Consider the following 14,141-nt stretch of genomic DNA (forward strand, 5'->3'; position numbering starts at 1 on the left):
GTGAGCGTTCTATTGGGACAGATTCTCGATGCGCTCGGAGGAGAACTGGTGGGTGGCGAGCGCGAGATGCCTATCTCGCGCATCGCTCCACTGGACTCTGCGGGCCACGGTGATCTGAGCTTTTTAAGCAATCCCCGCTATCGCCAGCAACTGGCCGCCTCACAGGCGGCCTGTGTCATTGTGGCGCCGACGATGCGTGATGAAGCGGCGCAGCGTGGCGCCTGCATTGTCGCGGCCGATCCTTATGCCTATTTCGCGCGTGCCACCCAGTGGTGGAAGGCGCATCAGCAGGGCGGCAGGCCGCGCGGCATCCATGCGAGTGCGGTGGTGGATGCCACGGCCCAGGTGCATGAAAGTGCCTATGTGGGGCCGCAATGTGTGGTGGAGGCAGGTGCGGTCATCGGTGCCGATACGGTGCTGAAATCGCGCGTCACCATCAGCCAGGGCTGTGTGCTGGGCGAGCGCTGCATTCTGCATCCCGGTGTGGTCATCGGTGCCGACGGCTTCGGCTTCGCGCCCTCGGCGGGCCAATGGGAAAAGATAGAGCAGCTGGGGGCCGTGCGCATCGGCAACGACGTGGAAATCGGTGCCAACACCTGCGTGGATCGTGGGGCACTTGATGACACCGTCATTGAAGATGGCGTCAAGATCGATAATCTGGTGCAGATTGCCCACAATGTGCACATTGGTGCGCATACGGTGATTGCCGGCAATACCGGTATTGCCGGCAGTGCGCGTATCGGCAAGCGCTGCCAGATTGGTGGAGCTGCCAATATTCTGGGGCATTTGACGATTGCGGATGGCACGGTGATTTCGCCGACCTCCATGGTCACTCGCTCCTTGCCCAAGGCAGGTTTTTATACAGGCATCTTTCCGTTGCAAGAGAACGAGCAATGGGAAAAGAACGCTGCAACCTTCAGGCAGTTGTACACGCTCCGGGAGCGGGTCAAGAAGCTTGAACAAGCGCTGGCAGAGGGCCGGCAAAGCAACAACGGAAATTGATGATGGATATTCAAGAAATTCTCAAGCAACTGCCTCACCGCTACCCCTTTCTTCTGGTGGACCGGGTGCTGGAGCTTGAGCGCAACACGCGCATCAAGGCGATCAAGAACGTCACGTTCAACGAGCCGTTCTTCACCGGACATTTCCCTGGTCGTCCGGTCATGCCCGGCGTGCTGATTCTTGAAGCTCTGGCCCAGGCTGCCGGCCTGCTGGCCTTCGACGCCATGGGCCAGGTGCCCGATGAAAACAATATCTACTACTTCGTGGGCATCGACTCGGCTCGCTTCAAGCGCCCCGTGGTGCCGGGAGATCAACTGGCCCTGGAGATCACCATCGATCGCGTGCGCGGCGGCATCTGGAAGTTCAACGCCGTCGCCAGCGTGGATGGCGAAGTGGCCGCTGAAGCTCAGCTGATGTGCACCATGCGTCACGTGGGATAAGCGTTGATGGCGGCTGTGAGCTTGATTCATCCCACCGCCGTGGTGGACCCTGCGGCCCAGCTTGACACCTCGGTGTCGGTGGGGCCGTATGCCGTCATCGGCCCCAGGGTGCGCATTGGCGCCGGCAGCAAGGTGGGCGCGCATTGCGTGATCGAAGGCGAGACCACCATTGGTGAAGGCAACCACATCTTCCAGTTCGCGTCGCTGGGTGCGCAGCCTCAGGACAAGAAGTACGCGGGCGAGCCCACGCGTCTGGTGATCGGCGATCGCAACACGGTGCGCGAGTTCTGTACCTTCAACACGGGGACCACGCAGGATCGCGGCGAGACGACCATCGGCAATGACAACTGGATCATGGCCTATGTGCATATCGCGCATGACTGCATCATTGGCAACCAGACCACGCTGGCCAACAACACCACGCTGGCAGGCCATGTGCATGTCGGCGACTGGGTGACGATTGGCGGCCTGACCGGTGTGCTGCAGCGCATGCGCATAGGTGCACATGCCATGGTGGGCTTTCAGGCCCATGTGAACAAGGATGTGCCGCCCTTCATGACGGTGGATGGCAATCCGCTGGCCGCTCGCAGCGTGAATCTGATTGGTCTCAAGCGTCGTGGCTTCTCGGATGCACGCATTGCCGCCGTGCGTGAAATGCACAAGCTGCTGTACCGCCAGGGGCTGACGCTGGAGCATGCCATTGCGGCCATGGATGCGATCAAGTCGGCAACGCCTGAAGCCGTGCAGGACGTGGACTTCATGCAGTCCTTTCTGGCATCGGCAAGCAACGGCATTACACGTTGATAGCGACTCGCGCTGTCCCTATCTGAGTTTGAGACGTGAATAGCTCTGAAATGACTAATAAGCAAGCGCAAGCTGCTCCAGATTCCATAGCGCCCAGCATTGCCATGGTGGCAGGCGAGGCCTCGGGCGATCTGCTGGCTTCGCTGTTGCTGGACGGTCTTCGTCAGCGCTGGCCCGATGCGAGCTCCATGGGCATAGGCGGCGACAGAATGCAGGAGCGCGGCTTTGACGCCTGGTGGCAGTCAGAGCGCCTCGCCGTGCACGGTTACAGCTGGGAAGTGCTGGCGCGCGTGGCCGAGTTGCTCGGTATTCGCAAAAAGCTGCGTCAGCGCCTGATTGCGCATCCGCCCTCGGTCTTCGTCGGTGTGGATGCCCCCGACTTCAACCTGGGGCTGGAAACCGGCTTGCGTGAAGCCGGCATCAAGACCGTGCACTTTGTCTGTCCGTCGATCTGGGCCTGGCGTGCCGATCGCGTGGAGAAAATCCGTCGCGCGGCCGACCATGTGCTGTGCATCTTCCCGTTCGAGCCCGAACTGCTGGCCCAGCATGGCATCGAAGCTACCTACGTCGGTCATCCGCTGGCGCAGGTGATTCCGTTGCACCCCGATAGAGCGGCCGCGCGTGCGCGCCTGGGCCTGGCCGAAGAGGGTCTGGTGCTGGCCTTGCTGCCCGGCAGCCGCCGCTCCGAGGTGCGCTACATTGCCTCAGGCTTTTTCAAGGCGGCGGCGCTGGTCCAGAAGGCGTTGCCTCAGACCCGGATCGTGGTGCCGGCCGTGCCTTCGCTGTACGAAGAGGTGCAGCGCATTGCTGCCGAGGCCGGCATGCAGGGCAAATGTCTCATCGTCAAGGGCCAGTCCCACGATGTGCTGGCAGCCTGCGACTGCACGCTGATTGCCAGCGGCACCGCCACGCTGGAGGCGGCGCTCTACAAGCGCCCCATGGTCATCAGCTACAGCATGCATCCCTGGAGCTGGCGCCTGATGAAGCGCAAACAGCTGCAGCCCTGGGTGGGGCTGCCCAATATTCTGTGCGGCGATTTTGTCGTGCCCGAGCTGCTGCAGGATGCGGCAACACCCGAGGCGCTGGCCCAGGCCGCACTGGGCTGGCTCAGAGCCAGCCAGGATTCTCCTGCCACCATTGAAGCGCTGGTTGAGCGCTTCACCGCGCTACATCACGAACTGCGCCGCGATACCGCCGAACTGGCTGCCCATGCGATCCAAAAAATCATTGCCACCCCCGCTGCTTGAGCAAGGCTGCCTGCCCTGGCATCCGCCCGGGCTGGTTGCCGGGGTGGATGAGGCAGGGCGCGGCCCGCTGGCCGGTCCGGTGGTGGCTGCCGCCGTCATCCTGGACGATCTGAAGCCCATTGCCGGGCTTAACGACTCCAAGAAGCTCACGGCCAACCGCCGCGAGGTGCTCTACGACGAAATTCGTGCCAAGGCGCTGTGCTTTTGCATAGCTCAGGCTTCGGTGCAGGAGATCGACGAGATCAACATCCTCAAGGCAACGTTGCTGGCCATGCGTCGTGCGGTGATGGGCCTGCGTCTCAAGCCCGTGCTGGTGCTGGTGGATGGCAACCAGTTGCCGCAGATCGATGTGCAGGCCGAGGCCATCGTCAAGGGGGACTCGCTGGTGCAGGCCATTTCTGCAGCGTCCATTTTGGCCAAGGTCACGCGCGACCGCTGGTGCGAACGCCTGGACACCCAGTATCCGCAGTATGGCTTTGCTGGCCACAAGGGCTATGGCACGGCCGCGCATCTGCAGGCCTTGCGTGCCCATGGTGCGACGGCAGAGCACAGGCGCTCCTTTGCACCCGTGGCCCAGGTGCTGCAAGCCGGCCAGGTGTGTGCAGGCGGCACGGCGCAGCCTGTGCTGTGCGAGACCGGGCTGTCGGGTGTGACGTCCAGCCTGCAGATGTCGCAGGCATCGCTCTACGTCTGATGCGCGCCTGATCGACATTGTCTGCATTCCCGAGTGCGGCGCAGGGCCGCCTCGGGGGTTCTATCTTCTTGTTTCAAGCTCGGCCAGGTGCTTGCATGCCGGGTTTTTGTTTTTTCTCAGAGGTCGACATGGCTGCACGCCCCCAGGTCACGGACATTCATTCGCGAGACAACGCTTTCGTCAAGGAGCTGCGCCGTCTGTCCCAGGACAGCACGGCCTATCGCAAACAGGGGCAGGTCTGGCTTGAAGGCGATCATCTTTGCCGTGCGGCCCTGGTGCGGGGCCTGAAACCAAAGGTTGCCGTTTTTGCGCAGTCTTTCTGGCCTCAGGCGCCCGAAGAGTGGGTGCTGGCTGCCGGCAAGGTCGTGGTGCTGGCAGATGCCTTGTTCGACGAGATCAGCGCTCTGGAATCTCCTGCCCGCATGGGCTATGTGATGGACTGGGATGCGGGTGTGCAGGTGCAGCCGGGCGTTGCCACCGTGGTGCTGGACCGCGTCCAGGATGCCGGCAATGTGGGCAGCATCCTGCGCAGCGCGTCGGCCTTCGGCTTCACCCAGATCGTGGCGCTCAAGGGCACGGCCGCGCTGTGGAGCCAGAAAGTGCTGCGCGCTGGAATGGGTGCTCACTTCGGTCTGCATCTGGTCGAGGCTGCCTCGGTCGAGGATGTGCAAGCCCTGCAGGTGCCCCTGGTAGTGACCAGCTCCCATCAGGGGACATTGATTCATGAGGCCGACCTGCCATGGCCCTGTGCCTGGGCCATGGGCCATGAAGGGCAGGGTGTGGGCGATGCGCTGATGGAGATGGCGAGCCACCGCATCAGCATTGCACAGCCCGGGGGTGAGGAGTCACTCAATGTGGCTGCTGCCGCAGCGATCTGCCTGCATGCGAGCAGCGTAAGCATGCTACGCCGTAGAGGGTAATCCCGGGGCGCTTCAAAGGGGTGAAGCGGACAGAGCCTATAATGGGCGGCTTTCAAGCATTCCTTCATACGCCTAGCGACGCTTCCTCGCCATTCCCTGCAGACACAAATGTCCCAGCGCACATGCCGGGGCTTCGTTGGGCGTAACCGTAATTAAAAAACCGGAGAACCCAGTGCTTTTGTCTCTCAAGGGAAATTTCCCATCCGCCATTCTGGCGCTCGCAGACGGCACGGTCTTTATTGGCAACTCGATTGGTGCGCAAGGCACCACTGTTGGTGAAGTCGTTTTCAACACTTCGCTGACCGGCTACCAGGAAATCCTCACAGACCCCAGCTATTGCCAGCAGATCGTGACGCTCACGTATCCGCACATCGGCAACTACGGTGTCAATCCTGAAGACGTCGAAGCTGACAAGATCCATGCCGCAGGTCTCATCATCAAGAACCTGCCTTTGCTGGCCAGCAACTTCCGAAGCACCCAGACGCTGTCCGAGTACCTGACCGAAGGTAAGACCGTCGCCATCGCCAACATCGACACCCGCAAGCTCACGCGACTGCTGCGTGATCAGGGCGCGCAGAACGGTGCAATCGTGGGTCTGGCCGCTGGTGAAGAAGTCACCCAGGCCAGGATCGACGAGGCCATCGCCGCCGCCAAGGCTGCCCCCAGCATGAAGGGTCTGGATCTGGCCAAGGTCGTGTCCACCGACAAGTCCTACCCATGGACCGAGGCCGAGTGGACGCTGGGCGAAGGCTACGGCAAGCTCGAATCGCCCAAGTTCAAGGTTGTGGCCTATGACTTCGGCGTGAAGAAGAACATTCTGCGCATGCTGGCCGAGCGCGGTTGCGATGTGACCGTCGTGCCCGCCCAGACTCCAGCCAAGGATGTGTTGGCTCTGAACCCCGACGGCGTGTTCCTGTCCAACGGCCCTGGCGACCCCGCGCCTTGCGACTACGCCATTGCCGCCGTGCAAGAGATCATGGCAGCCAAGATGCCGGTGTTCGGTATCTGCCTGGGCCACCAGATCATGGCTCTGGCCTCCGGTGCCAAGACCTTCAAGATGCAAAACAGCCATCACGGAGCCAACCACCCCGTCAAGGACCTGGACACCGGCCACGTCAGCATCACCAGCCAGAACCACGGTTTTGCGGTGGAGCTGGAGTCGCTGCCCGCCAATGCCCGCGCCACGCACATCAGCCTGTTCGACGGCACGTTGCAAGGCCTGGAGCGCACCGATGTGCCTGCCTTCTGCTTCCAGGGCCACCCCGAAGCATCGCCCGGCCCCAACGATATCGGCTATCTGTTTGACCGCTTCACAGCGCTGATGGAGAAACACAAAAATGCCTAAGCGCAACGACCTAAAAAGCATTCTGATCATTGGCGCCGGTCCCATCGTGATCGGTCAGGCCTGCGAGTTTGACTACTCCGGCGTGCAGGCCTGCAAGGCGCTGCGCGAAGAGGGTTACAAGGTCATCCTGATCAACAGCAACCCTGCCACGATCATGACCGACCCGGCCACGGCCGACGTCACCTACATCGAGCCCATCACCTGGCAGACGGTCGAGAAGATCATCGCCAAGGAACGCCCCGATGCCATCCTGCCCACCATGGGTGGCCAGACTGCGCTGAACTGCGCACTGGACCTGTGGAAGAACGGCGTGCTGGACAAATACAAGGTCGAGCTGATCGGCGCCAAGCCCGAAGCCATCGACAAGGCCGAAGACCGTCTGAAGTTCAAGGACGCCATGACCAAGATCGGTCTGGGCTCCGCGCGCTCCGGCATCGCCCACTCCATGGACGAAGCCTGGGCCGTGCAAAAGCAGATGGGCTTTCCCACCGTCATTCGCCCCAGCTTCACGCTGGGCGGCACTGGCGGCGGCATTGCCTACAACCCCGAGGAATTCGAAACCATCTGCAAGCGCGGTCTGGAGGCTTCGCCTACCAACGAACTGCTGATCGAGGAATCCCTGCTGGGCTGGAAAGAGTACGAGATGGAAGTGGTGCGCGACACCGCTGACAACTGCATCATCGTCTGCTCCATCGAAAACCTGGACCCCATGGGCGTGCACACCGGTGACTCCATCACCGTGGCGCCGGCCCAGACACTGACCGACAAGGAATACCAGATCATGCGTAATGCATCTCTGGCCGTTCTGCGCGAAATCGGTGTGGACACTGGCGGCTCCAACGTGCAGTTTTCGGTGAATCCCAAGGACGGTCGCATGATCGTCATCGAGATGAACCCCCGCGTCTCGCGTTCCTCGGCGCTGGCCTCCAAGGCCACGGGCTTCCCCATCGCCAAGATCGCGGCCAAGCTGGCCGTGGGCTTCACGCTGGACGAGCTCAAGAACGAAATCACCGGCGGCAAGACCCCCGCTTCGTTCGAGCCCTCGATCGACTATGTGGTCACCAAGATCCCGCGTTTCGCCTTCGAGAAGTTCCCTGCAGCCGACAACCGCCTGACCACGCAGATGAAGTCCGTGGGCGAAGTGATGGCCATCGGTCGTACCTTCCAGGAGTCCTTCCAGAAGGCCCTGCGCGGCCTGGAAGTGGGCGTGGACGGCATGAACGAAAAGACCCAGGATCGCGAAATCCTGGAAAAGGAACTGGGCGAGCCCGGTCCCGACCGCATCTGGTATGTGGGTGACGCTTTCGCTGCCGGCTGGTCGCTGGACGAGGTGCACAACATCACCAAGATCGACAAGTGGTTCCTGGTGCAGATCGAGGAGATCGTCAAGATCGAACTCGACCTGGACAAGCTCTACGAAGCCAAGGGCGAAGGCGCTCTGGCGGCTCTGGATGCGCAGACTCTGCGCACCCTCAAGCAAAAGGGCTTTTCCGACCGCCGCCTGGCCAAGCTGCTGCACACCAGCGACAAGGCCGTGCGCGAAGCACGCAAGGCGCTGAAGGTGCGTCCCGTGTTCAAGCGCGTGGACACCTGCGCGGCCGAGTTCGCTTCCAACACCGCATACATGTACTCCACGTATGACGAAGAGTGCGAAGCCGCTCCCACGGACAAGAAGAAGATCATGGTGCTGGGTGGTGGCCCGAACCGTATCGGCCAGGGCATCGAGTTCGACTATTGCTGCGTGCACGCCGCCATGGCCATGCGCGAAGATGGTTACGAAACCATCATGGTCAACTGCAACCCCGAGACCGTGTCCACCGACTACGACACTTCCGATCGCCTGTACTTCGAGCCCCTGACGCTGGAAGATGTGCTGGAAATCGTGGACGTGGAGCAGCCCGAAGGCGTGATCGTGCAGTACGGCGGCCAGACGCCTCTGAAGCTGGCTCTGGGCCTGGAGCGCGAAGGCGTGAAGATCATCGGCACCACGCCCGACATGATCGATGCCGCGGAGGACCGCGAGCGCTTCCAGAAGCTGCTCAACGAACTGGGTCTGCGCCAGCCTCCCAACGCCACTGCGCGTACCGAAGCCGAAGCCCTGGAAAAGGCTGCCGGCCTGGGTTACCCCCTGGTGGTGCGTCCTTCCTATGTGCTGGGCGGCCGTGCCATGGAAATCGTGCACGAGCAGCGCGACCTCGAGCGCTACATGCGCGAAGCCGTGAAGGTCTCCAACGACTCTCCCGTGCTGCTGGATCATTTCCTGTCCAACGCCATCGAGTGCGATGTGGACTGCGTGCGCGATAAGACCGGCGCTGTGTACATCGGCGGCGTGATGGAGCACATCGAGCAAGCTGGCGTTCACTCCGGTGACTCCGCCTGTTCGCTGCCTCCTTACTACCTGAAGGCCGAAACCGTCGCTGAAATCAAGCGCCAGACCGCAGCCATGGCCGAAGGCCTGCATGTGGTGGGCCTGATGAACGTGCAGTTCGCCATCAAGGAGGCTGACGGCCAGGACGTGATCTACGTGCTGGAAGTGAACCCCCGTGCCTCGCGCACCGTGCCCTTCGTCTCCAAGGCCACCGGCGTGCAACTGGCCAAGGTGGCTGCACGCTGCATGGCCGGCGACACGCTGGCCGAGCAGGGCATCACCAAGGAAGTCACACCGCCTTACTTCAGCGTCAAGGAAGCCGTATTCCCGTTCGTGAAGTTCCCTGGTGTGGACACCATTCTCGGCCCCGAGATGAAGTCCACCGGTGAAGTCATGGGCGTGGGCAAGACCTTTGGCGAAGCCTTTGTGAAGAGCCAGATGGGCGCCGGCGTGCACCTGCCTGCCGAAGGCAAGGTCTTCCTGTCGGTGAAGAACAACGACAAGACCCGTGCCGTGGCCGTGGCCAAGGAGCTGGTTGCCATGGGCTACAGCCTGTGCGCTACACGCGGTACAGCTGCAGCGATTGCTGAAGCTGGCCTGGAAGTGCAAGCGGTCAACAAGGTGACTGAAGGCCGTCCTCACATCGTGGACATGATCAAGAACGGCGAGATCGCCCTGGTCATCAACACCGTGGAAGAGCGTCGCAACGCCATCGCCGACTCGCGCCAGATCCGTACCAGCGCGCTGTTGGCACGTGTGACCACCTTCACCACCATCTTCGGCGCGGAAGCGGCCGTGGAAGGCATGAAGGCCATGCGCGGCAATCTGGACGTGCACTCGGTGCAAGAGCTGCATGCCATGCTGACCAAGGCCTGAAAAGCCTGACGCCCGAAGCAGCCCGCAAGGGCTGCCGGGTTTTTACCGCACTTGTGCCACGGCAAACACGGCATAATCTGCGGTAATGTATTTGAACCGCCGCGCGGCAACGTGCGGCGGTTTGCTTTTGGGGCACAGGCCCCTGTTTGACGTTGTCACTCAGGACTGTGCGAGAGGTGCCGCGCTTGGCGCGGCGTTTGCTGAATTTGGAGACTCGATCATGGCCACCATCCCAATCACCAAGCGCGGAGCAGAAAAGCTCAAAGTGGAACTGCAACGCCTGAAGACTGTGGATCGTCCCGCGGTCATTCAAGCCATTGCAGAGGCCCGTGCTCAGGGTGACCTGAGCGAAAACGCCGAATATGAATCCGCGAAGGAGCAGCAGGGCTTCATCGAAGGCCGCATCCTTGAGGTTGAGGGCAAGCTGTCTGCCGCGCAGGTCATCGACCCGACCGAGCTGGATGCTGGCGGTCGCGTGGTGTTCGGCGCGACCGTGGATCTGGAAGATGAAGACAGCGGCTCGCCCGTGACCTACCAGATCGTGGGCGAGGACGAGGCCGATCTCAAGCATGGCCTGATCAATGTGTCCAGCCCCATTGCCCGCGCCCTGATCGGCAAGGAAGAGGGCGATACCGCCGTGGTGCAGGCACCGGGCGGCGAGCGTCGCTATGAAATCGTGGGCGTAAAGTACGTGTAAGCACCCCCTGAGGCGCTGCGCGCCTTCCCCCTCTCTGCTGCGCGGAGGGGGACAACATCTTCGCTGCGGGGCTGCCCTTGCTTGATGTTTCTGGCCTGGGCGCTGCGCCGCGTTCAAGGATCCGTGACTATGTACGAGCGTTTGCCTGTTTTCCTGGCCGCTTTATGGTGGGGCAGTCTGTGCTCCATCGGCTTTGTGGCCGTACCCATGCTGTTTGCCCACCTGCCCACGCCGGCTCTGGCGGGCTTTATGGCGGCCAAGCTGTTCGCCGCGCAGACCTGGATTTCCATAGCATGTTGCGCTCTTCTGCTGGTGTTTTCAAAGCGAAAACATGCTGAAAAGATTGAGCAATGGGCGCAAGCAGCTATCGGTTTTGTTATCGCCGGCATGTTGCTGGCGCTGCTGGTGCAGTACGGCGTGTCGCCCAAGATCGTGGCGCGCGAGAACCTCAGGCTCTGGCATAGCGTGGGCACCGGCATGTATGCGCTGCAGTGGCTGTGCGCCGCCATCGTGCTGTGGCGTGTGGCGGGCGCGCGCAAGCCGGCTTGATCCAGTGCAAGCCCGCGCCAGCTGCGGGGAGTACACTGCCGAAGCCATGGAATCTCAAATCGTAAAAATCGACGCGACCGACTGGAGCCAGGTTCAGGGGCGCGATGAATGGACTGCTGCCGTCGAGGCAGGCAAGGTGCTGTACTTTCCGCAGCTGAGCTTTCAGCTGACCGAGCAGGAAAAAACCCTGCTGCGCCCCGATGTGCGTGATTCCAAGACGCGCAATATCAGCCTCAATGTGGATGGCTCGATCAAGGGCGTGGCTGGCGACGAGGCCACACAGAAGCAGGTGGCTGGCATGGTCGGACGCTTTCGCGACCAGGCCACGGCGCTGATCGCAGGCCTGTTTCCCGCCTATATGCCGGTGGTGCGCATGGCACCCACCAGCTACCGACCTTCGCAGGTGGAAACGCGGGCGCAGTCCTGGCGTGCGGACGACAAGCGCATGCATGTGGATGCCTTTCCTTCGCGGCCCAACTATGGCGAGCGCATTCTGCGCGTCTTCACCAATGTCAATCCGGATGGCCAGCCCCGGGTCTGGCGAGTAGGCGAGCCGTTCACCGATGTGGCCAAGCGTTTTGTGCCGCGTGCCAAGCCCTACAGCGCCTGGCAGGCCAAGGCTCTGGAGCTGCTGCATGTGACCAAGTCCTATCGCAGCGAATACGACCATTTGATGCTGCAGCTGCATGACGGCATGAAGGGCGATCCCGACTATCAGAAAAATGCTCCCCAGGAAACCGTGCCTTTCGCGGCAGGTTCCACCTGGGTGTGTTTCTCCGATCAGGCAGTGCATGCCGTCATGTCGGGGCAGTACATGCTGGAGCAGACCTTGTTCCTGCCGCCAGGCAGTGAATACAATCCCGCGGCCAGCCCGCTGTCCATTCTCTCGCGCATGAAGGGGCATCCGCTGGTCGATGCCAAATATCGCTGATCCATCGGTCAGGCGAGCACAAAAAAGGCGTTGAACCTCGCGGTCAACGCCTTTTGTTTTTGAGGCTGCAACTGCAGCCGTCCTTCAGCCCCAGGCCTTCTCGATCCACCTGGCGGGCTCAATATGGCGAAAGCGCTTGTTGCGGCGGCCTTCCAGGGCATCGGGGGGGTTCACCTCGCCGTGGAAGATCACGATGCGCGCATCGGCCGGCGGCACTGGCTCCTTCCAGTAGTTGCTTGGCCAGGTCGGAATGCAGTAGTACTTGAAGCTGGGGCACCAGGCTGCAGGCCAGTAGTCCAGCTTGCCCTGCTTGTGCAGAAAGTGCGACAGATACTCCTGCTCGTTGCGGTACTTGCCGCGCATCTCTTCGGTGTGCGCGCGGAAATGCTCCAGCACATCGGCATGGGCACCCAGCTCGAAGCGGTAGACCGATGAGTTGCCGACAATGCGTTCGCCAAAGCGCCAGAAACGCGGATAGTCGTGAATGATGCGGAAGTCGCCGGGCAGCGTGAAGAATTCGTCCAGGCTGCCCACAATCACCACGTCCAGGTCCAGGAACAGCGCCTGACCCTTGAGGCCATGCAGGTCGCGCTCGAAGGTGGTGAGCTTCTTCCAGGCGCCGTCACGCTGGCCGGGCGCCAGATGGATGTTCAGGTCGGGGATGGGAAAGCACTCCACTTCGGAGCGAATCCCCTCTGTGCTGTCGGTCAGGCAGACAAAGCGAAAATCTCCGCTGAGATGGCGGCGCACCATGGCATAGAGTCGGTTGACGTACTCCGGGCCGTATTTGGTGCCCCATTTCATGCAAAGAATATGGCGTGGCTGCTGTGTGGTCTGAACCATGGGTTGGCGGTCTCGGCGAGGAAATAAGGCGGATGGACGGGCAGACGGGGCTGATCGGCAGATCAGTCCTGACGGCCTTTCTTGACCGACTTCTGCTTGGGCTTGGCGCGCTTGATGGTGCCGCCGGCGGTCAGGCGCTGGTTGCCGAGCACGCGCAGTTGCTTGACTTCGGGCTTCTGGCCGGCGCGGCCGAACTTGAGCACCTTGACGTCGCGAGGACCGGGCATGCGGTCTTCGTCAAAGGCCTTTTCCTTTTCGGGAATCGGGCGCCACAGCACCAGCAGCTTGCCGATGTGCTGGATGGGAGCGGCGTTCAGCTCGTCGCAAAGTTGTTGATAGATCTGCTCGCGGGCTGCACGGTCGTCGCCGAAAACGCGGACCTTGATCAGACCATGGGCATTGAGTGCGGCATCCACTTCCTTCTGAACGGCAGTGGTCAGACCATCGCCACCGATGAGGACGACGGGGTCCAGATGGTGGGCTTCGGCGCGGTGTTCCCGGCGCTGCGCGGGAGTTAATTCAATTTGGGGCATACCCGTATTATCAAGGCTGCGAGAATTCAGGCATGAAAACCAAAACCAAAAGCAAGAAGGTCAATAAGAATTGGCTGCACGATCACATCAATGACCCGTATGTGAAAGCCGCCCAGAAGGACGGTTATCGTGCCCGCGCGGCCTACAAGCTCAAGGAAATCGACGAGTCGCTCAAACTGATTCAGCCCGGTCACACCGTGGTGGACCTGGGCTGCGCGCCCGGCGCCTGGAGCCAGTATGTGCGTCGTCGTCTCTCGCCCAGCGGTGCGGCCGTGGGCGAGCTCAACGGCCGCATCATCTCGCTGGACCTGTTGCCCATGGAGCCCATCGAGGGCGTGCATTACATCCAGGGCGACTTCCGCGAAGAGGCAGTGCTGGCGCAGCTGGAAGAAGCCATGGGCGGCGGCAAGGCCGACGTGGTGGTCTCGGACATGGCCCCCAATCTGTCGGGCCATGGCGCCACGGACGGGGCGCGGGTCGCGGTGCTCATCGAGATGGCCGTCGATTTCGCGATCAACAACATGAAGCCCGAGGGCGCGCTGGTGGTCAAGCTTTTCCACGGCAGCGGCTACAACGAGCTGGTGGATCTGTTCAAGCAGACCTTCAAGGTGGTCAAACCCATCAAGCCCAAGGCCTCGCGCGACCGGTCTGCCGAGATTTTCCTGGTAGGGATGGGGCTGAAGCAGGGCTCCTGATGCAGTTGCCGGCTTGCATAGGGGCATTTGACCTCATGCCTTGCTGCAGCAAGTCAGTGAAACTGATAGCGCAAAGCCCTGATAAAACACAGGCTTAGAGCCGATTGCCTGTCGGACCATAGCTTGCCTATGGCCGCTATAGGGGGAAATAGGCGTCCTGGGCGCTTGAAACACCTAAAATGAACCTCAACTAGGTC

Annotated in this window: 14 protein-coding genes; 12 read left to right on the forward strand and 2 right to left on the reverse strand. The window is 61.6% G+C overall.

Annotated features, from left to right (window positions below; all coding sequences use genetic code 11):
• From lpxD to AAIL67_RS22275, 11 genes are all read left to right on the forward strand, one after another.
• The gene (gene lpxD, locus AAIL67_RS22225) at positions 1-1,002 is read left to right on the forward strand and encodes a UDP-3-O-(3-hydroxymyristoyl)glucosamine N-acyltransferase (RefSeq protein WP_034358742.1); all 1,002 of its coding nucleotides are present in this window, start codon (positions 1-3) and stop codon (positions 1,000-1,002) included.
• The gene (fabZ, locus tag AAIL67_RS22230) at positions 1,002-1,442 is read left to right on the forward strand and encodes a 3-hydroxyacyl-ACP dehydratase FabZ (RefSeq protein ID WP_003053425.1); all 441 of its coding nucleotides are present in this window, start codon (positions 1,002-1,004) and stop codon (positions 1,440-1,442) included. Before lpxD ends, fabZ begins: the two co-directional genes overlap by 1 nt.
• Positions 1,443-1,457: 15 nt before the next feature.
• Positions 1,458-2,246, forward strand: coding sequence for an acyl-ACP--UDP-N-acetylglucosamine O-acyltransferase (lpxA, locus tag AAIL67_RS22235; RefSeq protein ID WP_207384576.1), 789 nt, complete (start codon positions 1,458-1,460; stop codon positions 2,244-2,246).
• Positions 2,247-2,296: 50 nt separating this feature from the next.
• The gene (gene lpxB, locus AAIL67_RS22240; protein ID WP_012839121.1) at positions 2,297-3,493 is read left to right on the forward strand and encodes a lipid-A-disaccharide synthase; all 1,197 of its coding nucleotides are present in this window, start codon (positions 2,297-2,299) and stop codon (positions 3,491-3,493) included.
• Complete coding sequence (gene rnhB, locus AAIL67_RS22245) at positions 3,456-4,187, forward strand: ribonuclease HII (RefSeq protein WP_034358738.1); 732 nt, start codon at positions 3,456-3,458, stop codon at positions 4,185-4,187. The genes lpxB and rnhB overlap by 38 nt, the downstream gene beginning before the upstream one ends.
• A gap of 128 nt (positions 4,188-4,315) precedes the next feature.
• Positions 4,316-5,107, forward strand: coding sequence for an RNA methyltransferase (locus tag AAIL67_RS22250; protein ID WP_034358736.1), 792 nt, complete (start codon positions 4,316-4,318; stop codon positions 5,105-5,107).
• A gap of 172 nt (positions 5,108-5,279) precedes the next feature.
• Positions 5,280-6,452: a glutamine-hydrolyzing carbamoyl-phosphate synthase small subunit gene (carA, locus tag AAIL67_RS22255; RefSeq protein WP_012839119.1), complete on the forward strand. Its 1,173-nt coding sequence runs from the start codon at positions 5,280-5,282 to the stop codon at positions 6,450-6,452.
• Complete coding sequence (carB, locus tag AAIL67_RS22260) at positions 6,445-9,696, forward strand: carbamoyl-phosphate synthase large subunit (RefSeq protein WP_003067353.1); 3,252 nt, start codon at positions 6,445-6,447, stop codon at positions 9,694-9,696. Before carA ends, carB begins: the two co-directional genes overlap by 8 nt.
• 220 nt (positions 9,697-9,916) lie before the next feature.
• Positions 9,917-10,393: a transcription elongation factor GreA gene (greA, locus tag AAIL67_RS22265; RefSeq protein ID WP_003067350.1), complete on the forward strand. Its 477-nt coding sequence runs from the start codon at positions 9,917-9,919 to the stop codon at positions 10,391-10,393.
• A 129-nt stretch (positions 10,394-10,522) separates the two neighbouring features.
• On the forward strand, positions 10,523-10,942 hold the full coding sequence (locus AAIL67_RS22270) for a DUF4149 domain-containing protein (protein WP_003067348.1): 420 nt from the start codon (positions 10,523-10,525) through the stop codon (positions 10,940-10,942).
• 46 nt (positions 10,943-10,988) lie between these two features.
• Positions 10,989-11,873 carry a Kdo hydroxylase family protein gene (locus tag AAIL67_RS22275; protein ID WP_063664300.1) on the forward strand — a complete coding sequence of 295 codons (885 nt, stop codon included), beginning with the start codon at positions 10,989-10,991 and terminating at the stop codon, positions 11,871-11,873.
• An 84-nt stretch (positions 11,874-11,957) separates the two neighbouring features.
• Here AAIL67_RS22275 and AAIL67_RS22280 read toward each other — a convergent pair whose 3' ends face one another.
• Positions 11,958-12,716 (reverse strand): glycosyltransferase, encoded by a 759-nt coding sequence (locus AAIL67_RS22280; protein ID WP_343485148.1) that lies wholly within the window; start codon positions 12,714-12,716, stop codon positions 11,958-11,960.
• A gap of 62 nt (positions 12,717-12,778) precedes the next feature.
• Positions 12,779-13,249, reverse strand: a complete 471-nt coding sequence (locus tag AAIL67_RS22285; protein WP_003067342.1) for a YhbY family RNA-binding protein — start codon at positions 13,247-13,249, stop codon at positions 12,779-12,781.
• Positions 13,250-13,281: 32 nt separating this feature from the next.
• Here AAIL67_RS22285 and AAIL67_RS22290 point away from each other — a divergent pair, with 32 nt between their 5' ends.
• The gene (locus tag AAIL67_RS22290) at positions 13,282-13,944 is read left to right on the forward strand and encodes an RlmE family RNA methyltransferase (protein WP_003053442.1); all 663 of its coding nucleotides are present in this window, start codon (positions 13,282-13,284) and stop codon (positions 13,942-13,944) included.
• The last annotated feature ends 197 nt before the right edge of the window (positions 13,945-14,141 follow it).

The organism is Comamonas sp. A7-5, assembly GCF_039581385.1.
Lineage (GTDB): Bacteria > Pseudomonadota > Gammaproteobacteria > Burkholderiales > Burkholderiaceae_C > Comamonas > Comamonas thiooxydans.

Excerpts from the sequence above, each read along its gene's own strand:
- fabZ (WP_003053425.1), top strand. The coding sequence starts at position 1,002 with ATGATGGATATTCAAGAAATTCTCAAGCAACTGCCTCACCGCTACCCC.
- lpxB (WP_012839121.1), top strand. The coding sequence starts at position 2,297 with ATGACTAATAAGCAAGCGCAAGCTGCTCCAGATTCCATAGCGCCCAGC.
- rnhB (WP_034358738.1), top strand. The coding sequence starts at position 3,456 with ATGCGATCCAAAAAATCATTGCCACCCCCGCTGCTTGAGCAAGGCTGC.
- AAIL67_RS22250 (WP_034358736.1), top strand. The coding sequence starts at position 4,316 with ATGGCTGCACGCCCCCAGGTCACGGACATTCATTCGCGAGACAACGCT.
- carB (WP_003067353.1), top strand. The coding sequence starts at position 6,445 with ATGCCTAAGCGCAACGACCTAAAAAGCATTCTGATCATTGGCGCCGGT.
- greA (WP_003067350.1), top strand. The coding sequence starts at position 9,917 with ATGGCCACCATCCCAATCACCAAGCGCGGAGCAGAAAAGCTCAAAGTG.
- AAIL67_RS22270 (WP_003067348.1), top strand. The coding sequence starts at position 10,523 with ATGTACGAGCGTTTGCCTGTTTTCCTGGCCGCTTTATGGTGGGGCAGT.
- AAIL67_RS22275 (WP_063664300.1), top strand. The coding sequence starts at position 10,989 with ATGGAATCTCAAATCGTAAAAATCGACGCGACCGACTGGAGCCAGGTT.
- AAIL67_RS22280 (WP_343485148.1), bottom strand. The coding sequence starts at position 12,716 with ATGGTTCAGACCACACAGCAGCCACGCCATATTCTTTGCATGAAATGG.
- AAIL67_RS22285 (WP_003067342.1), bottom strand. The coding sequence starts at position 13,249 with ATGCCCCAAATTGAATTAACTCCCGCGCAGCGCCGGGAACACCGCGCC.
- AAIL67_RS22290 (WP_003053442.1), top strand. The coding sequence starts at position 13,282 with ATGAAAACCAAAACCAAAAGCAAGAAGGTCAATAAGAATTGGCTGCAC.